The organism is Methanobacterium alcaliphilum (assembly GCF_023227715.1).
Taxonomy (GTDB): domain Archaea; phylum Methanobacteriota; class Methanobacteria; order Methanobacteriales; family Methanobacteriaceae; genus Methanobacterium_E; species Methanobacterium_E alcaliphilum.
In genome coordinates, this window is record NZ_JALKIF010000008.1 from 75,826 (window position 1) to 98,973 (window position 23,148).

At 34.2% G+C, this 23,148-nt stretch carries 30 protein-coding genes; 28 read left to right on the plus strand and 2 right to left on the minus strand.

Annotated elements, in window-relative coordinates; translation table 11 throughout:
* Window positions 1-13: 13 nt before the first annotated feature.
* Window positions 14-976 (minus strand): replication factor C small subunit, encoded by a 963-nt coding sequence (locus MXE27_RS07235; RefSeq protein ID WP_248611744.1) that lies wholly within the window; start codon window positions 974-976, stop codon window positions 14-16.
* Between the two features lie 290 nt (window positions 977-1,266).
* Between MXE27_RS07235 and MXE27_RS07240 the strand changes: the two genes are divergently transcribed.
* A complete protein-coding gene (locus tag MXE27_RS07240; RefSeq protein WP_248611745.1) occupies window positions 1,267-1,977 on the plus strand; it encodes a HEAT repeat domain-containing protein in 711 nt (236 codons plus the stop codon).
* A 90-nt stretch (window positions 1,978-2,067) separates the two neighbouring features.
* Window positions 2,068-2,544 (plus strand): GNAT family N-acetyltransferase, encoded by a 477-nt coding sequence (locus MXE27_RS07245; RefSeq protein WP_248611746.1) that lies wholly within the window; start codon window positions 2,068-2,070, stop codon window positions 2,542-2,544.
* 25 nt (window positions 2,545-2,569) lie between these two features.
* Here MXE27_RS07245 and aroE read toward each other — a convergent pair whose 3' ends face one another.
* Window positions 2,570-3,412, minus strand: coding sequence for a shikimate dehydrogenase (aroE, locus tag MXE27_RS07250; protein ID WP_248611747.1), 843 nt, complete (start codon window positions 3,410-3,412; stop codon window positions 2,570-2,572).
* 331 nt (window positions 3,413-3,743) lie between these two features.
* Between aroE and MXE27_RS07255 the strand changes: the two genes are divergently transcribed.
* The 26 genes from MXE27_RS07255 to MXE27_RS07380 all read left to right on the plus strand — a co-directional run bounded on the left by MXE27_RS07255 (window position 3,744) and on the right by MXE27_RS07380 (window position 23,060).
* Window positions 3,744-4,406, plus strand: coding sequence for an RNA ligase partner protein (locus tag MXE27_RS07255; protein WP_248611748.1), 663 nt, complete (start codon window positions 3,744-3,746; stop codon window positions 4,404-4,406).
* A 233-nt stretch (window positions 4,407-4,639) separates the two neighbouring features.
* Window positions 4,640-5,929 (plus strand): histidine--tRNA ligase, encoded by a 1,290-nt coding sequence (gene hisS, locus MXE27_RS07260; RefSeq protein ID WP_248611749.1) that lies wholly within the window; start codon window positions 4,640-4,642, stop codon window positions 5,927-5,929.
* Between the two features lie 14 nt (window positions 5,930-5,943).
* Window positions 5,944-6,345 (plus strand): phosphoribosyl-AMP cyclohydrolase, encoded by a 402-nt coding sequence (gene hisI / locus MXE27_RS07265; protein WP_248611811.1) that lies wholly within the window; start codon window positions 5,944-5,946, stop codon window positions 6,343-6,345.
* On the plus strand, window positions 6,346-8,172 hold the full coding sequence (locus tag MXE27_RS07270; RefSeq protein ID WP_248611750.1) for a PINc/VapC family ATPase: 1,827 nt from the start codon (window positions 6,346-6,348) through the stop codon (window positions 8,170-8,172).
* Window positions 8,173-8,252: 80 nt separating this feature from the next.
* A complete protein-coding gene (locus MXE27_RS07275) occupies window positions 8,253-9,002 on the plus strand; it encodes a sugar phosphate isomerase/epimerase family protein (RefSeq protein WP_248611751.1) in 750 nt (249 codons plus the stop codon).
* A gap of 166 nt (window positions 9,003-9,168) precedes the next feature.
* Window positions 9,169-9,840 (plus strand): NADPH-dependent F420 reductase, encoded by a 672-nt coding sequence (gene npdG / locus MXE27_RS07280; RefSeq protein ID WP_248611752.1) that lies wholly within the window; start codon window positions 9,169-9,171, stop codon window positions 9,838-9,840.
* Window positions 9,841-9,894: 54 nt separating this feature from the next.
* Complete coding sequence (hxlB, locus tag MXE27_RS07285; RefSeq protein ID WP_248611753.1) at window positions 9,895-10,479, plus strand: 6-phospho-3-hexuloisomerase; 585 nt, start codon at window positions 9,895-9,897, stop codon at window positions 10,477-10,479.
* 77 nt (window positions 10,480-10,556) lie between these two features.
* Window positions 10,557-11,060 (plus strand): tRNA-intron lyase, encoded by a 504-nt coding sequence (gene endA / locus MXE27_RS07290; RefSeq protein WP_248611754.1) that lies wholly within the window; start codon window positions 10,557-10,559, stop codon window positions 11,058-11,060.
* A gap of 110 nt (window positions 11,061-11,170) precedes the next feature.
* Window positions 11,171-12,265: a tryptophan--tRNA ligase gene (locus MXE27_RS07295; RefSeq protein WP_248611755.1), complete on the plus strand. Its 1,095-nt coding sequence runs from the start codon at window positions 11,171-11,173 to the stop codon at window positions 12,263-12,265.
* A 144-nt stretch (window positions 12,266-12,409) separates the two neighbouring features.
* On the plus strand, window positions 12,410-13,042 hold the full coding sequence (locus MXE27_RS07300) for a stage II sporulation protein M (RefSeq protein WP_248611756.1): 633 nt from the start codon (window positions 12,410-12,412) through the stop codon (window positions 13,040-13,042).
* 135 nt (window positions 13,043-13,177) lie between these two features.
* Window positions 13,178-14,374: a threonine synthase gene (thrC, locus tag MXE27_RS07305; protein WP_248611757.1), complete on the plus strand. Its 1,197-nt coding sequence runs from the start codon at window positions 13,178-13,180 to the stop codon at window positions 14,372-14,374.
* 228 nt (window positions 14,375-14,602) lie between these two features.
* On the plus strand, window positions 14,603-14,806 hold the full coding sequence (locus tag MXE27_RS07310) for a histone family protein (protein ID WP_248611758.1): 204 nt from the start codon (window positions 14,603-14,605) through the stop codon (window positions 14,804-14,806).
* Window positions 14,807-15,296: 490 nt separating this feature from the next.
* The gene (gene rpl7ae, locus MXE27_RS07315) at window positions 15,297-15,668 is read left to right on the plus strand and encodes a 50S ribosomal protein L7Ae (protein WP_248611812.1); all 372 of its coding nucleotides are present in this window, start codon (window positions 15,297-15,299) and stop codon (window positions 15,666-15,668) included.
* Between the two features lie 69 nt (window positions 15,669-15,737).
* Window positions 15,738-15,944, plus strand: coding sequence for a 30S ribosomal protein S28e (locus tag MXE27_RS07320; protein WP_248611759.1), 207 nt, complete (start codon window positions 15,738-15,740; stop codon window positions 15,942-15,944).
* Window positions 15,945-15,965: 21 nt separating this feature from the next.
* A complete protein-coding gene (locus MXE27_RS07325; protein WP_248611760.1) occupies window positions 15,966-16,127 on the plus strand; it encodes a 50S ribosomal protein L24e in 162 nt (53 codons plus the stop codon).
* Window positions 16,124-16,576 carry a nucleoside-diphosphate kinase gene (gene ndk / locus MXE27_RS07330; RefSeq protein ID WP_248611761.1) on the plus strand — a complete coding sequence of 151 codons (453 nt, stop codon included), beginning with the start codon at window positions 16,124-16,126 and terminating at the stop codon, window positions 16,574-16,576. Before MXE27_RS07325 ends, ndk begins: the two co-directional genes overlap by 4 nt.
* A gap of 154 nt (window positions 16,577-16,730) precedes the next feature.
* The gene (infB, locus tag MXE27_RS07335) at window positions 16,731-18,518 is read left to right on the plus strand and encodes a translation initiation factor IF-2 (protein WP_248611762.1); all 1,788 of its coding nucleotides are present in this window, start codon (window positions 16,731-16,733) and stop codon (window positions 18,516-18,518) included.
* A 70-nt stretch (window positions 18,519-18,588) separates the two neighbouring features.
* Window positions 18,589-18,969, plus strand: a complete 381-nt coding sequence (locus MXE27_RS07340; RefSeq protein ID WP_248611763.1) for a 30S ribosomal protein S6e — start codon at window positions 18,589-18,591, stop codon at window positions 18,967-18,969.
* 90 nt (window positions 18,970-19,059) lie between these two features.
* Complete coding sequence (gene eif2g / locus MXE27_RS07345; RefSeq protein ID WP_248611764.1) at window positions 19,060-20,283, plus strand: translation initiation factor IF-2 subunit gamma; 1,224 nt, start codon at window positions 19,060-19,062, stop codon at window positions 20,281-20,283.
* 36 nt (window positions 20,284-20,319) lie between these two features.
* Window positions 20,320-20,676 carry a type II toxin-antitoxin system VapC family toxin gene (locus MXE27_RS07350; protein ID WP_248611765.1) on the plus strand — a complete coding sequence of 119 codons (357 nt, stop codon included), beginning with the start codon at window positions 20,320-20,322 and terminating at the stop codon, window positions 20,674-20,676.
* 93 nt (window positions 20,677-20,769) lie between these two features.
* The gene (locus MXE27_RS07355) at window positions 20,770-21,297 is read left to right on the plus strand and encodes an inorganic diphosphatase (RefSeq protein ID WP_248611766.1); all 528 of its coding nucleotides are present in this window, start codon (window positions 20,770-20,772) and stop codon (window positions 21,295-21,297) included.
* A gap of 57 nt (window positions 21,298-21,354) precedes the next feature.
* The gene (locus MXE27_RS07360) at window positions 21,355-21,912 is read left to right on the plus strand and encodes a DNA-directed RNA polymerase (protein ID WP_248611767.1); all 558 of its coding nucleotides are present in this window, start codon (window positions 21,355-21,357) and stop codon (window positions 21,910-21,912) included.
* Window positions 21,909-22,091 (plus strand): transcription elongation factor subunit Spt4, encoded by a 183-nt coding sequence (gene spt4, locus MXE27_RS07365; RefSeq protein WP_248611813.1) that lies wholly within the window; start codon window positions 21,909-21,911, stop codon window positions 22,089-22,091. The genes MXE27_RS07360 and spt4 overlap by 4 nt, the downstream gene beginning before the upstream one ends.
* Window positions 22,091-22,594: a GTP-dependent dephospho-CoA kinase family protein gene (locus MXE27_RS07370; RefSeq protein ID WP_248611768.1), complete on the plus strand. Its 504-nt coding sequence runs from the start codon at window positions 22,091-22,093 to the stop codon at window positions 22,592-22,594. The genes spt4 and MXE27_RS07370 overlap by 1 nt, the downstream gene beginning before the upstream one ends.
* Entirely contained in the window at window positions 22,594-22,902 is a 309-nt protein-coding gene (locus MXE27_RS07375; protein ID WP_248611769.1) for a 30S ribosomal protein S24e, read from the plus strand. The genes MXE27_RS07370 and MXE27_RS07375 overlap by 1 nt, the downstream gene beginning before the upstream one ends.
* A 2-nt stretch (window positions 22,903-22,904) precedes the next feature.
* Window positions 22,905-23,060: a 30S ribosomal protein S27ae gene (locus MXE27_RS07380; RefSeq protein ID WP_248611770.1), complete on the plus strand. Its 156-nt coding sequence runs from the start codon at window positions 22,905-22,907 to the stop codon at window positions 23,058-23,060.
* Window positions 23,061-23,148: the final 88 nt, after the last annotated feature.

The window sequence follows — 23,148 nt, forward strand, 5'->3', positions numbered from 1 at the left end:
TACCATTTCTTATCTATTTTCGACCCCTTGATAAGAATTTAGTTAGAAGTGCTTCTAATTGTATTCTAGGATTTGCTCCTTCCCTTATTCTGAAATCAGATTCTCCAATTGCACCTATAAGTTCTATATAAACTTTTTCATCCAGCACATCATCCATAGCCATACGGGAAACATCTTGATATATTTGGTTAACCATATCCTCTCCACTGGTACCCTGCAAAACCATTATTTCCCTTAAAGTATCACGCGCACCCATGAAATCTCCATTTAATGAAAGAGATATCATTTTACGTACATCTTTGGGTCTGGCTTTGGAAACCACATCATATACGCTTTCTTCTGTTATTTTTTCCCCAACAGATGATGAAGACTGCAGTATGTTAATGGCTTTACGTACATCTCCTTCTGCAAAGTAAACCATAGTTTCAATGGCTTGAGATTCATAGGCTAAGTTTTCTTCGTTGGCTATATATTCCAATCTTTTTATAATTTGATGACCTTTAACTGGTGCAAATCTAAATATCGCGCAACGTGACTGAATAGGATCGATTATCTTCGAAGAATAATTACATGATAGAATAAAAGAAGATGTTTTGGTGTACATTTCCATTTCCCTTCGAAGGGCATGTTGGGCGTCTTTGGTCATGTTGTCAACTTCATCCAAGAAAATTATCCTGAAAGGCGCGCCAACTGGCTTTAATCTACAGAAACTCTTGATATTGGTTCTTACCGTATCAATACCCCGGGCATCTGAAGCATTTAGTTCTAGGAAATTTTGTCTCCAGTACTCCCCTAAAACAGATTTAGCCAAAGCTAAAGAGGTGGTAGTCTTTCCCACACCCGCAGGCCCTGTAAACATAAGGTTAGGCATACTTTCTTCTTCAACATATTTTTTTAGTCTTTGAATAATATGTTCCTGGCCTACTACTTCATCCAGAGAACTTGGCCTGTATTTTTCTACCCATGGTCCGCTCATGTAATCACCGTTGTTAGTAACTATTATATTAATCCCTAGAGGATTTTTAATCTTTTAAAATTTTAACTTCCAAATTAATATTTAAGGTTGAGTATTCTTAATTAAAAGTAAATCCTGCTTATTTATTAAAAAAACTTATTTTTAAAATGATTTTAACAGTATTTTTATTTTGTCATTGCACCTTATTAAATTAACTTTATTATTAAAAATTTATTTACAAAATGAACCATTATTATATTAATGGTGTTAATAAAGTAGAATTTTTCAAATTAATTAAAAGGCGATTAATAATGATTTCCATGAATGATTTAGAAGAAATGAAGGAAAAGCAGAATATTACAGGTCTTATTAATGCATTAGACAATAGCGCAGATAAAAAAATACGTGAAAAGGCAGCTTATATTTTGGGAGATCTTCGTGTGGACAGTTGCGTGGGTAATTTAATCAATAGTTTGAATGATGATTATTGGCCTATTCGCAAAGCAGCTATCTTATCCCTGGGGAGAATTCGAAACCCTGAAGCAGTTCCTTCATTAATCAAATTGTTAAATGATGAATATTGGCATGTTCGAGAAAATGCTGCTCTGGCATTAGGGGCTATTGGTGATAAAAGAGCCATTGATCCCATAATAGAATCATTGAAAGATGGTTCTTTGAATGTTAAGTGTGAAGTGGTGGATGCGTTAGGTAATTTAGGAGATAGTAAAGCATCTGAACACCTGAGTAAAATTTTAAATGAAGATGATTTTCTCCTTAGAGCATGTACTGTAACCTCGCTGGGTAAAATTGGGGATGATATAGCTTTAAAGTCACTGGTAAATTCCCTGCAGGATGATAGTTATTTTGTCCGGGTCAATGCCACCAATGCTCTGGCAACTATTGGAAATGAAGATACTATTCCTTATCTCGAAAATGCCTTAAATAATTCAAAAGGAGAATCTCATGAATTTGAAATTGCCCTTAAAAAAGCTATTGAATCTATTAAAAGTAAAAATAGATGATTATTACATTGAAATTGCAAATAATCTTTTTATAATTAATTATAAATTAAATTAATAAGTTTTATATTGTTTTAATTAAAAGTATTATCCATGACCCTGAAAATAGAGATTGAAGAGATTAATGAAATCGATGAAAATATTTACGAGTTATTATTATTAGGTGATTCCTCTAAAGAGATGTTAGAAGATTATATACATCGTAGCCGTAAATATGTGGCAAAGTTAAATAAAGAGGTAGTGGGAATAATTGTCGCAACCCCAACACGACCTCTCACTTTAGAAATTCTAAATATATCAGTTAAGGAAGAATTTCAAAAACAGGGAATTGGTACACAGCTAATAAAATATGTTATCTCTCTGGCTCATAAATGGAAAAAAAAGGTTATTGAAATAGGAACCGGGAATTGTGGTATAAATCAGATAGCCTTATATCAAAAATGTGGTTTTCGCATCGTGGCCATTGAACCTAATTATTTTACCAAATATTATAAAGAATTTTATAAAGAAGAAATACTTGAGAACAACATCCAGTGCAAAGATGTTATTCGATTGAAAATGTATTTATGAGTTCGACTTTAACTCAAGATTTTGATTATAATAATGTGAGTACGGCTTTTTCCATGATTTCCACTGGTGGTTCCTGTCCAGTCCATATTTTAAATGATTCAACACCCTGGTATATCAACATCTTTATACCAGATACTGTTTTTGCTTCTGCTTTTTTTGCCTCTTTTAATAAAACCGTGTCCAGTGGATTATAGACTAAATCATTAACCAGTAAATCACTATGCATCATATCAAAAGAAACAATTGGGGAATCATTATGATGTGGATACATACCTACGGGGGTTGTATCAATCAGAATGTCTGCATTTGAAATCTCTTTTTCCAGTAGATTTAAACCACCAGCAATTATATTGCTTGTGATTTTACCATCAATATCTTTCTTTAATGATTCTGCTTTTTCTAATGATCTATTCAGAATGGATATTTTGTCGACTTTGGATAATATTAATTGAAAGGCAACTGCGCGTGCCGCACCTCCAGCACCCAAGATGACAACTTTTTTTTCTTTTACAGGAGCGATGTCTTCTAAAGCCCTGACTGCACCAATACCATCAGTATTGTAACCAATGATTTCATCACTATCAAATTTAATAGTATTTACTGCCCCAATTAACTCAGCTGCTTTATCAATTTTGGTCAGGTGATTCATTATTTCCCTTTTGTGAGGGATAGTCACATTCATACCTTTAATATTTAAAGCTTGAGCCCCTACTATGGCCTCGCCCAAATATTCTTTTTTAACATGAAAGGGGACATAAACGTAGTCCATATCCAAAAAATCAAAGGCAGCATTATGCATTGGAGATGATAAGCTATGTTCTACTGGGTCGCCAATTAAACCTAAAAGTTTTGTTTTCCCTGTAATCAAAATTTCACCCGTTTATAAACTCTAAATTCTAATTAAATACTTATTTTTTTGTTAATTAATTAAAGAATCCTCTTTTGATCAAAATTTTTATAAATTGATCTATATTTCATAATATATTAAAACTGTAAAATAAATTTTTAGCATATTTTAAGAAATAAGTGAAGATAACATCAATAATTATATAAATCTATTTTTAGATAAAATCTAGTGTTAAAAATTTTATATTTGACCATGAATTAAAAAATGGAATCTATTTCGAAGGGGTTGGATTTATCTTAAAAAAGATAATCGTGTCTAATCAATAATGAATATTTGAGGGGAAAGTGATACTATGCTTGCTAAACAGAGGTTTGTGCTGGATACAACTGCTTTTACAGATAATCAGTTAAGGGATAAGTTAGGTGATGGTGAACTCAACAAGTCAGTGGATTCCATGCTGGACCTGATTGCTCGTTCCAGAATCAAGCTGAATATTAGTTGTCATATGCCCCCGATCACGTATAAAGAGTTTTCAGATTACATGTCTCGTTATGAGTGCCCTGAATCAGTTATGGTTAAAGCAGAAACATGGATTGTTAAGAAAACACCTAACCGATATGATACCCAGATACCTTCTGAAATATTTTATGAATATGTCCATGATATGAGAGAGAGGATGAATAAAGGTATGAAGATTTCAGAGACTGCTATATGGGAGGCTTCTGTTGAATCAATGGTTATGACTTCTCGCGGGGAAAAGAAAAGCAAAGTAGAAATAGAGATTATTGGTAAAGCTATCAAAGATTTCCGTAAAAAATACCGGGCTGCTCTTCGAAAAGGTACTCTGGACAGTGCCCCTGATTTAGATGTGCTGCTTTTGGCCAAAGAACTAGGAGCAGGAGTGGTCGCTGCAGATGAAGGTATAAAAGTCTGGGCAGAGAGATTGGGTTTAAGATTTTTAAATGCAAATTCATTTCCTAAAATGCTAAAAGAATACTTAAAATATTATGATTAGATCAATTTTTGATACAAACACGATTTATCCTATTATTTTTCAATTGTAAAGTGCAAAGGCAAAAATTATTCTAAAGAACCTCATATTATATTATATATGTTTAATAGAACCAATTATTCCATTCTCAAAATTCACTATTATTAATAGATTCAAAATATAAATCTTAATTAATTGAATCCAATTACAAAAAATGATTTTATATTAATAATCATCATCATCTGGAGGAACATTTAATGGAATTAACACGACCTCGAGGAACCAGAGATTTTCTTTTTGAAGAAATGAAACAACGAAAACAAGTCGAATCAACTCTAAAAAGAATATTTGAAATTTATGCTTATCAGGAAATTAAAACTCCTATATTTGAAAATTTATCTCTTTTCACCACTAAATCTGGAGAAGAAATTGTAGACCAGCTTTACAATTTTAAAGATAAAGGAGAAAGAGATTTAGCCCTACGACCTGAACTTACAGCTCCAGTGGCCCGCCTTTATATGAATGAGATGCAGAAAAACGCAAAGCCCATTAAAATGTATTATTATGGGAGTTGTTTTAGATATGAAAGACCTCAAAAAGGCAGATTCCGGCAGTTTTGGCAGTTTGGATGCGAAATGATTGGTGGGAAATTTCCAGAAGCCGACGCTGAAGTGATTACTATGGCTCATCACGCCCTGAATGAACTGGGACTTGAAGGATTTGAGATACATATTGGCCACCTTGGACTTCTCCGTGGTCTTTTAAAAGAAGCAGAAGTTGATGAAAGTACCCAGGACCACATTATGGGATTAATTGATAAGGGAAATGTTGAAGAACTGGAAATCTATCTTAATAATACTCAAATAGATAATGCGACCAAAAATATTCTGCTAATGGTCATTGAAATGAAAGGTAACAGCAACATTTTAGATGCTGTTAAAGAAGAAATTCAGGGGCATGAATTAGCTTTAAAAGCCCTGCATGAATTCAGTGATCTTTTAGAAACACTTGATGATTTTGGGATGGATAATTATATAGTAAATCTTGGTATTGCCCGGGGGCTGGACTATTACTCCGGTATGGTTTTTGAGATTTATGTTCCTAAGCTGGGTGCTCAAAAGCAAATCTGCGGTGGGGGAACCTACAATCTGGTGGAAACTTTTGGTGGAGAAAAAATAGAATCAACTGGGTTTGCTTTTGGATTTGATCGGTTGATGAATGCATTGTTACATGAAAATACAGATTTAGGTATTTCCACATCAAGTGAAGTTTTTGTGGCACCTATATCCAATTCAACCCGAGGTAAATCATTTGAAATTGCCCAGAATTTGAGAAACGCCGGTATTAGCACTGAAGTAGACCTGGCCCGTAAAAAGCTGAAAAAGATTTTAACTTATGCTGATAATTTAGGAGTTAAAAAAGTAATTTTAATTGGTGAAAAAGATCTTTTAGAAGGTAAATTAACGGTAAAGGACATGAAAAGTAGAGATCAAGAGTTAATATCAATCGAAGATGTTGTAAATTATATTAAAAACTCTTTAACGTAAAAGGAGATGTTACCATTTCATTAAATTTCAGACATAATATAAATGGCGAGGATTTGATTATTGCTATATCTCAAGATGTTGAAACATCACAAGTGCTTATGGTTGCTTATATGAACAAGGAAGCGCTTCAAAAAACACTTGAAACCAAAAAAGCCCATTACTGGAGTACTTCCAGAAATAAGCTCTGGTTAAAAGGTGAAAGTTCAGGTCACATTCAAAGTGTAGAAGAAATCTTTGTTGATTGTGATGAAGATGCTGTGGTTATGAAAGTTAAACAAGAAGGTGGAGCCTGTCACACCGGTTACTACTCTTGTTTTTACCGGAAAATAGACTTAGATGATCTAAATGATTCAGTTAAACTTGAAGAAGTAGGTAAAAAAGTTTTTGATGTGAATGAAATATATGGGGAGAGTTAAATGAAAATTGTACCAGATACAAGTGTTATTGTGGACGGACGTATCACCAATATTGTACAGGAAGAAGAGTTTAGGGGAAGTGAGGTGATAGTACCCGAAGCAGTTGTATCTGAGTTAGAATATCAGGCCAATCGCGGAAGAGAAACCGGTTTTAATGGTTTAGAAGAACTAAAAAATTTACAGGATCTTCATAAATCAGATGCCATTACATTAACATTTGTAGGCAGACGCCCTACCTTAGAAGAGATATCGCTATCAAGAGGTGGAGAAATCGATGCCATGATTAGGGGAACTGCCAAAGACCATGATGCAGTTTTAGTAACAAGTGATAGGGTGCAATCAGAAGTTGGAAAAGCTCAGGGCTTAGATGTAGTTTTTATAAAGCAGGAAATTCTTGAATATGAAGAATTAGCAATTGCTAAATATTTTGATAAAAACACCATGTCCATTCATTTAAAAGAAAATGTAGTTCCCATGGCCAAAAAAGGAAAACCAGGCAATATCGAACTGGTTAAAATTAGAAAAAGACCGCTGAAACATGCTCAAATTCAGGCCATGGCTCGTGAAATTGTAGAAAGGGCTAAAAGTGATTTTAAAAGTTTTATTGAAATCGAACTTGAAGGTGCTACAGTTATTCAATTTAGGGAATACCGTATATCCATCGCTCGTCCTCCATTTTCAGATGGATTTGAAATTACCGCAGTAAGACCTGTAGCCCGTGTTTCACTGGAGGATTATAAACTCCCTGATAAACTAATGGCTCGCCTTCGAGATACTGCTAAAGGTATTCTAATTTCAGGGTCCCCTGGAGCAGGTAAAAGTACATTTGCCCAAGCTGTCGCTGACTTTTACAGCAATACATTGAAATCCATTGTTAAAACCATGGAATCTCCCCGTGATTTGCAAGTGGGTGATGAAATTACCCAGTATGCTCCTATTGAGAGAGACATGCAAAAAACAGCGGATATACTATTATTGGTAAGGCCGGATTATACGATATATGATGAATTGAGAAAAACCAAGGATTTCCGCATTTTTGCAGATATGCGTTTAGCAGGAGTGGGAATGATTGGTGTAGTACATGCAACCAGACCTATTGATGCCATTCAAAGAATCATTGGTAGAGTGGAACTAGGTGTGATTCCTTCTGTTGTAGACACCACCATATTTATTGATGAAGGAAAAGTCAAAGCTATTTACGATATTAAACTAACTGTGAAAGTTCCAACAGGAATGATTGAAGCAGATCTATCTCGACCAGTCATTGAAGTACGTGATTTTGAAACTGGAGAACTGGTAAACGAAATTTACACCTATGGTGAACAGACTATTGTTATGGATGTTGGACCTCAGATAGTTGCAGATAAAAGTCCAGTGCAGAAAATAGCTGCTAGGGAAATAGAAAGGGAATTTAAAAAGAAAATACCTGGAGCAACTATAAAAGTTGATGTTAAATCAGATAAACGTGCTAATGTATGGGTTGAGGAAAAACACATCCCTAAAATCATTGGGAAAAAAGGACGTACTATTGATGAGTTAGAGAGAATAATTGGCATAAGTATTGGTGTGGAACCCTTAGAATCACAAAAGATTGATGATCAAATTGAAGTACCCGTGGAAATGGTGGGTAACTATGTGGTCTTGAATTTTGGAAAAGATTCTGTGGGAATTGGTTTTGATATTATAGTAAACAATGAGTATTTATTCACCGCTACCGTAGGTAAAAAAGGATCTATAAAAATTAAAAAAGATATTGAACTGGCAGACATAATAATTAATGCTCTTAAAAAGAATTTGCCAGTGAGTGCTCGTTTAAGAATGGAATAATAACTATAAAACATTAAAATATTTTATTTTTTTCAATCAACAACAACATTAAAATTACTTAATTAAAACAGGCGATGATCATGAAAATCGGAGTATCCACCCTGGCACTTTATCCTGCTCCTTTAGAAGAAATATTATCCTTTTTAGAAGAATATAAGGTTGATTACTGTGAATTAATCAATGAGTATCCTATGAAGATAGCAGATAGTGATATTTTAGATTCTTATAATGTCAGTTTCACTATTCACTCACCCATATCTGATATTAACCTGGCATCACCCAATGAATCCATACGTAAATCATCAATAGCTCAAGTTAAGGAATCTATGGATCTAGCTATGGAAATTAATGCCAATGTGGTGGTAGTGCATCCAGGACAGGTGCCATTTTTAGCCCGTATTTTCATGGATAAGATTTTAAAGAATAATTTTAGTTCTATGCAAGAATGTTCAAGATATAGTGATGATCTGGGAATTAAGATGTGTATTGAAAATATGCCTGATATGGAAGGATATTTATTTAAAGATTTAGATGAATTACACCATTTAGTTGACGAATTGAACGTGTATATGACATTAGATGCAGGGCATGCCAATACAATGGGGATTGAAGCAGAAGATATGGTTAAATCCAATCATTTACAGCACATCCATCTTTCAGACAATGATGGTTCCTTTGACCATCACGAAGCATTGGGTCAGGGCAATATTGACTTTGAAGAACTATTAAAACACTTGAATAAAAAGAACTACAATGAAATTTTAACCATTGAAGTTAAAAACAAGGCAGAAGTGTTAGAAAGCCTTAATTTTCTTAATAAAATCATTTAATAACTTTTACAACTAATAAAATTGATAAAAAAGTAATTTGATCAATAACCGGAAATAATTATAATAGTTTAAGATTAAACTTAAATTTGAAAGGATAAGCATAAATTTATAGTTAATTGTTTGAAATTAATCTACAATAGTATTAAAAAATAGTGGGGTAGATATAGTGAAAGTGGCAATAATAGGTGGAACTGGAGACCAGGGTTTTGGACTGGCTTTAAGACTTGCAAGTGCAGGTGAAAAAGTTCTTTTAGGATCAAGAGATATTAAAAAGGCAGAAAACACGACTAATGTTATTCATAACATGCTCAAAGGTGAAGAACTGGAATGCATTCAAGCCATGACCAATGAAGATGCCGCCAGTGAAGGTGATGTGGTGATACTTACCGTACCTTTACAGGCCCAAAAAATTACTTTAAACAGTATCAAAGATCATTTAAATGGAAAAATATTGGTGGATGCGACCGTGCCTCTTGAAACATGTTTAGGTGGTTCTAGCACCCGTTATGTGGACTTATGGGAAGGTTCTGCTGCTGAGAGAAGTGCAGAAATGTTGAAAGATAAAGAAACAAGAGTTGTATCTGCATTCAATAATATCAGTGCATCCAGTCTAACCAATATAAAAGAAGAAATTAAATGTGATTGCCTTATCTCTGGTGACGATGTTGAATCCAAAGAAATAGTTATGGCCTTAGCTGAAAAAATACCCGGAGTACGAGCAATTGACTGTGGTCCACTTGAGAATGCCCGTATTGTGGAAAAAATCACCCCCTTACTTATCAATTTAAATATTAGAAATAAAATTCGCTTAGCAGGTATAAGAATCACTGGACTATAAATAAAAATTTTATTTTTAATTATTATTTCAATAAATCATTTACACGTGAAGAATATGGAAATTATAAAAAAAACAACTGAAGAAATTACAAGACATGCCCTGGAAGTAATTGGAAAAATAGATGAAAAAGAAGTTTCTAAAATGATAGAAACTATCATAAACACCAACAGTATATTTATTGTAGGGACAGGTAGGTCTGAGCTGGTGGGAAAGTCATTTGCCATGAGGTTGATGCATTTAGGTTTTACAGTTTATGTAGTGGGCGATGTTACCACTCCCGCAATTAAAAATGGTGACTCTCTATTTGCAATCTCTGGTTCTGGAGAAACTAAAACCGTTACTCTTGCTGCTAAGACTGCTAAAGATGTGGGTGCTAATGTAATTGGGATAACTGCAAACACCGATTCCACATTAGGAAAACTTCTTGATGTTACTATTCTCCTTGAGAGTAAAACTAAAGAACCGTGGAAATATTATACCTCCAATGTATTGAAAGGTAATTACGATGATTTAACTCCTATGGGAACTTTATTTGAAGACAGTACACAATTATTCTTGGACGGCCTAATTGCCGAGTTTATGGCTCTTTTAGGCAAAAAAGAGCAGGATTTAAAGAAAAGGCACGCACTTATTGAATAATATAAGTAAATACTTTTTCATACATTTTACATTTTTTAGAATAAACATAGAAATGTTAGTTAAATTTTGGTGAATTCATGCACGCAGATCTATACCAAGACCTGGTTACAATAGTAAATCCTAAGTCAACTAAATTAAATCAAAAAAGCCATTACGGAAAGTTAGAAGAAGATCGTCTAGAACTATCTTTAATAGAGGCTTCTTACTTAATGGAGAAAGGAAAAATTTCCATTCATAAAGAAAAGGAAAAACTTTCACTGAATCAGATAATATCCATATTAAAGAAAAAAGAATTATACAGCAAATACTCGGTTTACAGAGACTTACGGAACAGAGGATATATTGTTAAAACCGGTTTCAAGTATGGGTCGGAATTTAGACTATATGAACGTGGAAAATCTCCAGGCGATGGTCACTCCGAATTTGTAGTAAGAGTAATCTCTGAAAATTACGATCTTAATATAATGGACTTTTCCAGTTATGTGAGAGTTGCTCACGGTGTTAAAAAGAAACTCCTCCTGGCAGTAGTAGATGAAGAAGGAGACATAACCTATTACAATATAGAATGGATCAGACCATGAACTAATTCTAATATAAACTAAAATTAGAAAATGAAAACGCCATTTGAACTAAGCTCTTTATTTGAAGTTAACAACAATAACTAATTAATAATAAATTTAAGGTGATTTTTTTGATAGACCCCTGGGGCTCATCCAGTTTAGATTATGAACGATTAGTACAACAATTTGGTATAAAGCCATTTAAAGATATGGTCAATGATTTAGAAACCCCACACTGGTTAATGCGCAGGGGAATAATCTTCGGTCAAAGAGATTATGGAAGGATATTAAAAGCCATAAGAGAGAAAAAAGATTTTGCTGTGGTAACTGGTATGATGCCCAGTGGAAAAATGCATATTGGCCATAAAATGATTGTGGATCAATTAGTTTGGTACGATGATCATGGGGCAGATATTTATATACCAATAGCAGATATGGAGTCGTATTCTGCCAGGGGAGTGGACTTTGAAACAGCTAAAGAACTGGCTATCAACGAATATATTACTAATTATCTGGCTCTGGGCCTTAATTTAGAGAAAAAAAATATCCATGTTTATCTGCAATCCAAGAACCCTGCAGTTGAAGATTTGGCTTATATTTTAGGTAAAAGAGTTAATTTTAATGAGATGAAAGCCATATATGGGTTTAATGGTTCTACCAATATTGCTCATATGTATGCGCCACTTATCCAGGTCGCAGACATATTGCACCCTCAATTAGAAGAATTTGGAGGGCCAAAGCCTACTGTAGTTCCAGTTGGAGTTGATCAGGATCCGCATATTCGCTTAACCAGAGATATTTCAGATAGATTTAAATCCCAATTTCATTTTATATCACCATCTTCCACATATCACCGTTTTATCACCGGACTAACCGGCGGCAAAATGTCAAGTAGCAAACCAAAAACAGCAATATTTTTAAGTGATAGTCCGGAAGTAGCTAAAAATAAAATTAAAACTGCTAAAACAGGCGGAAGAGAAAGTTTGCAGGAGCAAAAAGAGTTAGGTGGTGTTCCTGAAGACTGTGTAATTTACGAAATGTTGTTATATCACTTAATAGATTCTGATAAAGAATTAACTGAAATTTACCATAACTGCAAAAACGGAACCATTATGTGTGGTGAATGTAAAAATAGTACTGCTGAACATCTTCTAAAATTCTTTGAAGAATTCTCAAAAAAGAGGGAAAAAGCAAAGAAAATTGCAGTTAATATTCTTGATAAATAAATAGTATCCATCATTCAAGATTAAATTGAATATGAATCGGCCCATTAATTCCATGGAAACTATTAATAAATAGGAAAAAATGAATTAATATATCTATAAGAAGTTTTAATATTATTACGCATATAATTTATACTGGTGGGGACCATGGTAATAAAAGAAAAATACGAAAGTACAATTCACGCTCTTTACAGAAGAAATGAAAAATTTTTATTTATTTCTGCCGCCATATTTTTCACATCACTATTTTTAGGTTACTTTTTATCTGGTGTATTTGATTTCTTTTTAAAAAGTATTTTTGATGAATTCAAGCGCAGTATACAAAATGGTAGAATCAAATTAACAACATTATCTATTTTCACCCATAACCTTCAAACAATATTTTTGATATATGGTGGAGGTTTTCTTTTAGGTGCATTCACCATCCTATTTTTATTTATAAATGGGTCATTTTTAGGCTATGTCATGACAAAAGGCCCTATTGGGAACATGATTCTTCTGATATTGCCTCATGGAATTTTTGAAATAATTGGCCTGATCATTGCAGGGGCTGCCGGTTTTAGACTGGCCAGTTTCACCTACCGCTTTGTGAATAATATGTTATCTCAAACATGGTATGGCTCAATATTTAGTAAAATTAAACACATATTCAATGAAAACCGAGACGAATTCCAAGAATCCTTAATGTTATTAGGTATTTCTATCGTGTTTTTATTTATTGCAGCAATTATTGAGGCTAATTTTACTTTGGGATTGTATCAATATCTAACAGGTTTATAATCACAGTTCCATTCCAACAATTAAATTTATATTTATTCTAAATTAATTATCTTTTATTTATTAAAATCAATAATCAAGATTATTTGATAAAGAAAATACTGAATAAATTATTAAATCAATGATTATGGTGATAAAATGATTAAATGCATATCTTGTGGTGAAGAATACAGCTTAAACGAGATTATTTACACGTGTGAAAAATGTGGGTCTGTTTTAGAAGTGATAAAAGATGTGGATGTATCCAAAGATATTTTTAGTTGTAGAAAACAAACCATGTGGAAGTATAAAGAGTTCATGCCAGTTGACGAATCTAAAATAGTAAGTTTAGAAGAGGGAGGAACACCCTTTGTTAAATGCGATAAATTAGGAGGGGAATTAGGCATTGATTTATATGTTAAAGTAGAAGGTTCCAATCCAACAGGAAGTTTTAAGGACAGAGGTATGAGTGTAGGAATTACCAAAGCCATGGAACTTGGTGTGAGTACTGTGGGCTGTGCATCAACTGGGAATACATCCGCTTCACTAGCAGCATATGCTGCCCGTGCAGGTTTGAGATGTGTTGTGCTACTTCCTTCTGGAAAAGTTGCTTTAGGGAAACTAGCCCAGGCCATGTTCCATGGAGCCGAAGTTTTATCAATAAAAGGAAATTTTGACGAAGCATTGGAAGCAGTCACTGCTTTAGCATTGGAAGGTGAATTATACCTCTTAAATTCAGTTAACCCCTTCCGTTTAGAAGGTCAAAAAACAATAGGATTTGAAATTGTAGATGATTTAGGATGGAAATCTCCTGATCGTGTAATACTGCCGGTAGGAAATGCAGGTAATATATCTGCCATATGGAAAGGAATATCTGAATTCTACGATGCAGGTTTCATTGAAAATAAACCCATGATGACAGGTATACAAGCAGAAGGGGCTTGTCCTATTGTTAACGCGGTTCGAAAAAATAAAATGGAAATCGAAACCGTGGATAACCCTGAAACTGTTGCCACAGCCATACGTATTGGTGCACCAGTAAGTTCACTTAAAGCCCTTCGGGCTATCTATGATTCCAAAGGATATGCCGAAACTGTAAGTGATGAGGAGATTCTTAATGCTCAAAAATTACTTGCTAGAAAAGAAGGAATTGGTGTAGAACCCGCGTCTGCAGCATCCATTGCAGGCCTTTTAAAGTTAGTGGATGAATGCGTAGTTGATAAAGGAGAACAAGTAGTTTGTATTGTAACAGGTCACTTATTAAAAGATCCCAATACTGCTATAAATGCTTGTGTAGAACCTTTAGAAGTTGAAGCAGATATAAAAAATCTTAGAGAAGTAATAAAGAAAAACTAAACCTCTAATTTTTTAATTCTTTTTATACTTATTTGACCAATTTTATCTTTCTTTTTTTTCAAGAGTGCTACAATATCATATGGTTACCCAATAAGTGTCTCATAATGAAATAGATTAGAAATCCATGAGCAAATACCATATAATTTTGCTAAAAATCCCACTAATTAACGATATATTTATATAGGAGTAAAAATACAGATTATATTACATAAAATGAGGTGATTAATTATGGAATTACCAATTGCTCCAATCGGAAGAATAATAAAAAATGCAGGTGCAGAAAGAGTTAGTGACGACGCTAGAGAAGAATTAGCCAAAGCTTTAGAAGCTAAAGGTGAAGCTATCGCATCAGAAGCCGTCAAACTCGCTAAACACGCAGGAAGAAAAACTGTAAAAGCTTCTGACATAGAATTAGCAGTTAAAAGACTCTAAGTGAGTAAAATAACTGCCATTTCTTATTTTATCTTTTTTTAACTTAATTTTTTAACTGATTATAATTGACTGCATACTATTTATTTTACACCTAAAACATATATTTTAATAAAGTGATTTACTCACAATGAATAATTTAATTCTTATAAAATCAAATTTAAATTCGAATTTAATATATGGACAAAGTTTATAAGTGATAACAACTAATTTAAAATAGTCTAATTCTCCAAACATGAGATTATTGTTTGGGAACTTTTTATTAATTATGGATAATTAGATTTTTAATAATTTAAATCGGCATACGATTTCTTTATAAAACCATAAAATCCATGATTAAGCTGTTATTCAGCAACTTTTATATAGGTTAATTATATAAAAGTACAAATTACAAATCACCGATTTGTAAATCGTAGCTAAAATCAAAAAACAAGATTAGTTGCGATATTTGCCGATGGATGGTAAATACCAGATGAAAAAGGAGGTAAATACAATGGCAAAAGCAATTTATGTAAAATTCGATGTACCACAAGAAATAGCAGACAAAGCTGCAGAAGCATTAGAAATAGCAAGAGATACTGGAAAGGTGGCTAAAGGAACCAACGAGGTTACCAAAGCCATAGAAAGAGGAAACGCTGAGTTAGTATTAGTAGCTGAGGACGTAGATCCTGCAGAAATAGTAGCCCATATACCAGTTCTTGCTGAGGAAAAAGAAATTCCTTACGTCTACTTATCCACTAAAGATGAAGTAGGAGGAGCAGCTGGCTTAAACGTCGGTACCGCATCAGCTTGTATTGTTGACGCTGGAGAAGCTGAAGAATTGGTAAAAGACGTTGTGGAAAAAGTCGAAGAACTTAAAAAATAATATTAGAATTCCAAAACTATTTTTACCGAAAGGTTATTGGCCTTTCAATTTAATATAACAGGTGATTATATGGAAGAAGGAACTCCAGCAGAAGTTATTGAGGTTCTAAAAAGAACTGGAATGACTGGAGAAGTCATGCAAATTAAATGCAGGATTCTGGATGGAAGAGATAAGGGCCGGATATTAACCCGAAATGTCATGGGACCTATTCGCGAAGGTGACATTTTGATGTTACTGGACACCATTCGAGAAGCCAAGGAGATTCGAACTCCTTAATACTAAGGAAAGGTGTTGGACATGAGAGTATGTTCATTTTGTAACGAAGATATACAGGAAGGAACTGGAACCATGTACATTAAAAAAGATGGTACTGTTTACTTCTTTTGCGGCAGTAAATGCGAAAAGAATATGATAAAACTCAAAAGAGTTCCAAGAAAAGTTAAATGGGTTAAAAAATGATGGAAAAAAGCTTCGTTATGATGAAACCTGATACCGTGCAAAGGCGGTTAATGGGAAAAGTGTTAAGCAGATTCGAAGAAAAAGGACTTCAGATAATAGCCGTTAAAATGATGCAAATTAGTGAAGAACTCGCTAAAGAGCATTATGGTGAACACTCTGAAAAACCTTTTTTTAAAGATTTAGTGGAATACATCACATCATCCGCAGTTCTAGCCATGGTAATTCAAGGTGACGACTCAATTAGTCTCATCAGGAAAATGGTAGGGGCAACTAACCCAAAAGAAGCTGATTTAGGAACTATACGCGGAGATTTTGCTCTTGATATGGGGAGAAATATCATCCACGCTTCTGATTCACCAGATTCTGCAAAAAGAGAGATTTCTCTATTTTTTAAAGAATCTGAAATCTGCGATTATGATATGCCTGATCAAGACATTATTTACGAATAAAAAAATTCCCCATACTTTTCTCTTCTTAATTTAAGCGACATTAAATTAACAATTAATCAGAGAATGACAATTAAAACTATTCCAAAGAATTTTAATTTAACTTTGATTAATTATTAAACAAAAATTCAATTTGGAAAAATGATTGGAGATTACAATGAAGATCAGATCCCCTATTGTATCTGTGCTGGGTCATGTAGACCACGGCAAAACCACACTTCTAGATTTTATTAGAGGCAGTGCTATTGCATCCAAAGAAGCAGGTGGCATAACCCAACATATAGGTGCTACAGAAATTCCCATGGAAATTATTGAAAACATCTGCGGAGATTTCCTGAAAAAGCTCACTATAAAAGATACTTTACCTGGACTATTTTTTATTGACACACCGGGCCATGAGGCTTTTACTACTCTTCGAAAAAGAGGAGGGGCCCTCGCGGATTTAGCCATATTAATAGTGGATGTTAAGGAAGGGTTCAAACCACAAACTTATGAAGCTCTTAACATTCTTAAAATGTACAAAACTCCTTTTATTGTAGCTGCCAACAAAATAGACAAAATATATGGTTGGCAAACTAATGAAAATTCTTCATTCATGGAAAGTTTTTCGAAACAAGCTGTTAATGTTCAACAAACTTTAGACACTCATTTGTACGAGTTAGTTGGAATATTACATCGAGAAGGATTTGAGTCAGAACGTTATGATCGAGTGACCAATTTCGCATCTCAGGTAAGTATAATACCCATCAGCGCACTCAGTGGTGAGGGTATAGCTGAATTATTAACCATGCTTATGGGATTAGCACAACAATACTTGCAGGAACAGTTGCAAATTGAAACAAATGCTCCAGCTAAAGGAACCATTCTGGAAGTTAAAGAAGAAACCGGCCTTGGATTGACTATAGATGCAGTAATATATGATGGAATATTGAAGAAAAACGATAATATCTCCCTCATGACATCAGACGATGTTTTATCCACGAAAATTAGATCTCTTTTGAAACCAAGACCATTAGAAGAAATCAGAGAATCTAAAAAAAAGTTTAAAAAAGTGGACGAAGTAGTTGCTGCAGCAGGTATTAAAATTGTTGCTCCGAATATTGAAAACGTTGTTTCGGGATCACCTCTTAGAGTTACTCGAGGAGACATAGAAACCGTACGCGAAGAAATGTTAAAGGAAATTGAAGATATAAAAATTGATACCGACGAAGTAGGAGTGCTGGTTAAAGCAGACACAGTAGGATCACTAGAAGCTCTGGTAAATCTATTAAGAGATATGGATATACCCATAAGAGTAGCTGATATTGGTGATGTATCTCGTAGAGATGTTGTTGATGCCAGTGTTGTTCAAAATGAAGACCCACTTCATGGAGTAATTATCGCATTTAATGTGAAAATGTTGCCATCTGCAGTTGAAGAATTAAAAAACTCAGATATTAAATTATTTTCAGGTAATGTAATTTATCAGATTACTGAGGATTACTATGAATGGATCAAAAATACAGAAGAGAAAAGGAAAAAAGAATGGCTTGATGCCATTATCAAACCTGGAAAAATTAGAATTATACCTAAATTAGTGTTCAGACAGAGCAAACCCGCAATAGCAGGGATTGAAGTCATTAGCGGAACTATTAAACAGGGTTCTTTTCTTATGAGAGCTGATGGAACTAAAGTTGGCACTGTAGAAAGTATGCAGGATAAGGGAGATAATAAAAAATCTGTTTCAAGAGGTCAAAAAGTAGCTATGGCTATTAAAGATGCTATTTTCGGAAAACACTTTGAAGAGGGAGATGAACTTTATGTGGACATCCCTGAAAAACATTTCCGGCTGCTGGAAACTGAACTAAAGGATAAATTAAGTGAAGATGAATTTGAGACTCTTCACGAAACATTAGATATAAAAAGAAAAGAAGAGCCGGATTGGGGAAAGCAACCGGCTTTCTAATCGAAAACCATAAATATATAATAACCTTATAAAGGAAATCGAGAAGAAAGAACGATAAGGAGGAAATACTTTGGCATTTAAAGTAGTAATTTCAGAAAAAGAAAAAAGTATTCAGATGGAAGTTGAAGCTGCTGAATCCAAAAAATTAGTAGGTCTCACCCTTGGAGAAGAGTTTGATGGTTCTCTAATTGGTCTAAAAGGATACAAACTAAAGATAACTGGTGGAAGCGATAAAAACGGTTTTCCAATGAAAAAAGACATTAGTGGTCCACGAAGAATCAGAAGTTTATTATCTGGAGGTTTAGGATACAAACCAACACGTGATGGAGAAAGAAGGCGGAAAACTATCAGGGGCAATACCATATCTGACGATATTGTTCAAATAAACACTATCGTAATCGAGACTGGTGCGAAAACCCTGGAAGAAATAATAAATGCTGAAGAAGAATAAATATATTCTTTAGTAAATAGATATACCTAAGTGTATCTATTAATAATTTTAAAACGATATTTTATTTATATAAACTTATAGGTGTAATCTGTGAAAATACAGTCTGAAATCAACATAGGGCTGGTGGGGCACGTAGACCACGGTAAGACTACTCTTACCAAGGCATTATCCGGAATTTGGACGGATACCCACAGTGAAGAAACAAAAAGAGGTATCTCTATCCGTTTAGGATATGCAGACATTACTTTTAGAAAATGCAGCGAATGTGCTGAACCTCAGTGTTATACTACTGCAATGATCTGTGATCAATGTGGGAAAGAAACAGAAATGTTAAGGAAAGTATCATTTGTGGATGCTCCTGGACACGAAACCCTTATGGCAACCATGCTTTCTGGTGCAGCCATAATGGATGGTGCCGTTTTAGTAATAGCTGCCAACGAACCCTGCCCTCAACCCCAAACCAAAGAACACCTCATGGCATTAGATGTTATTGGTGTTAAAGAGGTAATAGTAGTCCAAAATAAAATTGATATTGTTTCTAAAGAAAGAGCAATAGAAAGCTACAATGAAATAAAGGAGTTTGTGAAGGGTACCTGTGCAGAAGATGCACCTATAATACCAGTATCAGCTCAACAAGGCGCAAATATTGATATTCTAATTGACCTCATTGAGAAAAAAATCAAAACTCCTGAAAGACACATGGATAAACCAGCGAAACTATTCGTTGCTCGTTCCTTTGATATTAATAAACCAGGAAGTAATCCACGTAATATTGTAGGTGGGGTTATTGGTGGTTCTTTGGTTCAAGGAGTACTTAAAGTAGGAGATGAACTGGAAATAAAACCCGGAATTCAGGCCCAAAAAGATGGTAAAGCTAAATGGATTAGTCTTCATTCTAAGATAACCGGCCTTATTGCGGGAGGCGAAGAAGTAGAAGAAATCGGGCCAGGTGGTCTAATAGGTATTGGAACCAATCTCGACCCGGCTCTTACTAAAGCAGATTCTCTTTCTGGATCTGTAGCAGGAGTACCTGGAACTTTACCGCCGGTTCTACATGAGCTAAGTATGGATGTTCATCTTTTAGAGAGAGTAGTAGGTACTAAAGAAGAACGAAAAGTAGAACCAATTAAAGCAAAAGAGCCACTTATGATAAATGCAGGTACTACTACCACTATTGGAGTGGTAACTACTGCTGGAAATAATGCAAAGGTTACTTTGAAGTTACCAGTTGCTGCTGAAGAAGGGCAAAGAGTTGCTTTATCTCGTAGAGTAGGTGCAAGGTGGAGGTTAATTGGATATGGTATCATTAAATAAGACTCATAAGGAGGCAGTCTTAGACGCAAATTTTTTATGATGCCCTTCCAGTTCAATGTGGATATTATCTCTGAACTGGAAATCATATTACCTTCATATCAACTTTTAGTGCCATCGTTCATTATAAATGAGTTAGAGGGAATAAAAAAAGCAGCAAAAGGGAAAGATAAAATAGCTGCATCAATCGCACTAAAAATTTCAACATCCCCTCCATTAAAAATTATTAAAGCCTCTCTAAAAGAAGGTGAAACTGCAGACGATGCACTTCTTCGAATATCAAAAGTTCTATGCACTAATGATATAGAATTAAGAGAAAGAGCTCGTAAAAAAGGAATAAGTGTTATTTATTTACGGCAAAAAAGATATATGGCTATTGACGGGCATATAAATTGAATCATATATATTTAATTAAAAAATATTAAATAAAATAAATATTAATAATTTTATTATCATTATTCAATTCCAATGAATAAGGAGGAATCTTTAATGAATCTCTGGAAAGATATTGTCCCTGGACCATCAGTACCTGAAGTGGTATACTCAGTAGTAGAAATACCTAAAGGATCAAGAAATAAGTATGAATATGACAAAGATTTAGAATCATTTGCACTGGATAGAGTTTTGTACTCTCCTTTCATTTACCCTGGAGAATATGGCTTTATACCTCAAACTCTATACGACGATGGAGATCCTATGGATATTATGGTATTAATGGACCAACCCACATTCCCGGGTTGTATCATCGAGACACGACCAATAGGTATTATGAGAATGATTGATGGTGGAGATAACGACGATAAAATACTGGGGGTTCCTGTAGAAGATCCTCGATTCAAAGATATTAAAGACATAAGCGACGTCCCTTCTCATTTATTGAAAGAGATTGCGCAATTTTTCAAGGAATATAAAAACCTTGAAGGTAAAAAAACTGAAGTTATTGGTTGGGAAAATGCTGAAAAAGCATTTGAAGCCGTAGAATATTCTATAAAGTTGTATAAAAAAGACGGCGAATAAAATTCATTGCACTTATTAATTAATTAAAAACTCAAAAAAATTTACTGAGGGATTTATTTGTACTACACATCCAAAATTGAGGATACCGTGAGAATTCCCCCACATCGTTTCGATGAGCCAGTTGAAGAAGTGGCTATTGAAGAACTAAACGATGCTTACGTGGGTAAAATTGACAAAAAAATGGGACTCATGGTTACTGTTAAAGATATAGAAGACCTTGGAGTAGGCAGAGTCATTATGGGAGACGGTGCTGCATACCATACTGTAACATTCAATGCTCTCTTTTTTAAACCAGAACTACACGAAGTTATAGATGGAGAAGTAATTGAAATAGCAGAATTTGGTGCATTTGTTAGAATTGGACCTATGGACGGATTAGTCCATGTTTCTCAAGTTACTGATGATTATATTACTTATGACGGTAAAAGAGGAGCACTTCTTGGCAAAGAATCCAAAAAAACCCTGGAAGAGGGTAATAAGGTACGTGCCAGAGTAGTTGCCCTAAGTTTAAAAGGTCGTTCTTCCAAAGAAATTAAAATCGGACTTACCATGCGACAGCCGGGTTTAGGAAGATTTGAATGGATAGAAAAAGAGAAAAGGAAGAAGAAAAAATGAGCTTAAAATCATGTACTAAATGTAATCGCATAACCACAGAAGAACGTTGCCCTATCTGTGAATTACCCACATCCACTAATTGGAGTGGTCTTCTAATAATCATCGACCCTGAACAATCAGACATAGCCCATGAGTTAAACATTAATATTCCAGGGGAATATGCACTGAGGGTCAGATAGTGTTATTACTGAAAAAAGAGTTGAGATCCGAGTTTAAAAAACCATTAGGGGATCTCCATACATCATTCCAAGAAGCAGTGAAAGATTTACCTGACGATAAATTTATCATTTCTGTGGGGGATGTAACTACTAAAAATCTTATTGAATCAAAGAAGTATCCCCAATTAGGAATAATTGATAACAAGATACAAAGAAAAGATTCAAATCATGAAATAGACTACAAGACAACCATTTTAAATGCAAAAAATCCTCCAGGCACTATAACCAAAAATCTATGGGAAACCATAGATCAAGCTCTAAATTCCTCACTTGAAAGTGAACAAAATTATTTGATTGTGGTGGATGGAGAGGAAGATTTAGCGGTTCTTCCATGCATTTTATTAGCCCCTGAGGATTCAATTATCCTTTATGGGCAACCCAACGAAGGAGTAGTTGTTGTTAAAGTAGGTGCTGTTAAGAAAAAAGCTGAAGAGCTAATCAATAAATTTGAGGAGGCAGATTAATGGAAATTAATATTATTAAACAAAACGAAAATCCCCTTTTAAATAGAACCGAAATAACTTTTGAATGCTTATACCAAGGAGAAGCAACTCCTAAAATTTCAAATGTTAAAAATAAACTAGTAGCTATGTTAGATGCTGATAAAAACCTTTTAGTGGTGGACAAAGTAAAGCCACATTTTGGTGAAGGTAAAGCAGAAGGTTACGCTAAAATATACGGATCTGAAGATAGCTTAAAAGATATTGAAACTGAACACGTCATGGTAAAAAACCAAGAAGCTAAAGCTGAAGAGGAATCCCAGGAGGAATAATCATGAAAAAAAGTGATGTTTACGAAGTTAAAGATGGAAAACTAAAAAGGAAAAACCCTTTTTGTCCTAGATGTTCCAGCGGAGTATTCATGGCAGACCACGGCGACAGATATGCTTGTGGTAAATGTGGATACACTGAATGGAAAAATAAAGGATAATCCATTTAATTCTATTTTTTAATTATTTTATTATAACTATTCATTTTTTTTAATATACTAAAAAAATCTTAAGGATTTTTAAAAAGGA

What these genes read in the sequence shown, in the direction of transcription:
- MXE27_RS07235 (WP_248611744.1), bottom strand. Translation starts at nt 976, where the DNA reads ATGAGCGGACCATGGGTAGAAAAATACAGGCCAAGTTCTCTGGATGAA.
- MXE27_RS07240 (WP_248611745.1), top strand. Translation starts at nt 1,267, where the DNA reads ATGATTTCCATGAATGATTTAGAAGAAATGAAGGAAAAGCAGAATATT.
- MXE27_RS07245 (WP_248611746.1), top strand. Translation starts at nt 2,068, where the DNA reads ATGACCCTGAAAATAGAGATTGAAGAGATTAATGAAATCGATGAAAAT.
- MXE27_RS07255 (WP_248611748.1), top strand. Translation starts at nt 3,744, where the DNA reads ATGCTTGCTAAACAGAGGTTTGTGCTGGATACAACTGCTTTTACAGAT.
- hisS (WP_248611749.1), top strand. Translation starts at nt 4,640, where the DNA reads ATGGAATTAACACGACCTCGAGGAACCAGAGATTTTCTTTTTGAAGAA.
- MXE27_RS07270 (WP_248611750.1), top strand. Translation starts at nt 6,346, where the DNA reads ATGAAAATTGTACCAGATACAAGTGTTATTGTGGACGGACGTATCACC.
- MXE27_RS07275 (WP_248611751.1), top strand. Translation starts at nt 8,253, where the DNA reads ATGAAAATCGGAGTATCCACCCTGGCACTTTATCCTGCTCCTTTAGAA.
- hxlB (WP_248611753.1), top strand. Translation starts at nt 9,895, where the DNA reads ATGGAAATTATAAAAAAAACAACTGAAGAAATTACAAGACATGCCCTG.
- endA (WP_248611754.1), top strand. Translation starts at nt 10,557, where the DNA reads ATGCACGCAGATCTATACCAAGACCTGGTTACAATAGTAAATCCTAAG.
- MXE27_RS07300 (WP_248611756.1), top strand. Translation starts at nt 12,410, where the DNA reads ATGGTAATAAAAGAAAAATACGAAAGTACAATTCACGCTCTTTACAGA.
- thrC (WP_248611757.1), top strand. Translation starts at nt 13,178, where the DNA reads ATGATTAAATGCATATCTTGTGGTGAAGAATACAGCTTAAACGAGATT.
- MXE27_RS07310 (WP_248611758.1), top strand. Translation starts at nt 14,603, where the DNA reads ATGGAATTACCAATTGCTCCAATCGGAAGAATAATAAAAAATGCAGGT.
- rpl7ae (WP_248611812.1), top strand. Translation starts at nt 15,297, where the DNA reads ATGGCAAAAGCAATTTATGTAAAATTCGATGTACCACAAGAAATAGCA.
- MXE27_RS07320 (WP_248611759.1), top strand. Translation starts at nt 15,738, where the DNA reads ATGGAAGAAGGAACTCCAGCAGAAGTTATTGAGGTTCTAAAAAGAACT.
- MXE27_RS07325 (WP_248611760.1), top strand. Translation starts at nt 15,966, where the DNA reads ATGAGAGTATGTTCATTTTGTAACGAAGATATACAGGAAGGAACTGGA.
- ndk (WP_248611761.1), top strand. Translation starts at nt 16,124, where the DNA reads ATGATGGAAAAAAGCTTCGTTATGATGAAACCTGATACCGTGCAAAGG.
- infB (WP_248611762.1), top strand. Translation starts at nt 16,731, where the DNA reads ATGAAGATCAGATCCCCTATTGTATCTGTGCTGGGTCATGTAGACCAC.
- MXE27_RS07350 (WP_248611765.1), top strand. Translation starts at nt 20,320, where the DNA reads ATGATGCCCTTCCAGTTCAATGTGGATATTATCTCTGAACTGGAAATC.
- MXE27_RS07355 (WP_248611766.1), top strand. Translation starts at nt 20,770, where the DNA reads ATGAATCTCTGGAAAGATATTGTCCCTGGACCATCAGTACCTGAAGTG.
- spt4 (WP_248611813.1), top strand. Translation starts at nt 21,909, where the DNA reads ATGAGCTTAAAATCATGTACTAAATGTAATCGCATAACCACAGAAGAA.
- MXE27_RS07375 (WP_248611769.1), top strand. Translation starts at nt 22,594, where the DNA reads ATGGAAATTAATATTATTAAACAAAACGAAAATCCCCTTTTAAATAGA.
- MXE27_RS07380 (WP_248611770.1), top strand. Translation starts at nt 22,905, where the DNA reads ATGAAAAAAAGTGATGTTTACGAAGTTAAAGATGGAAAACTAAAAAGG.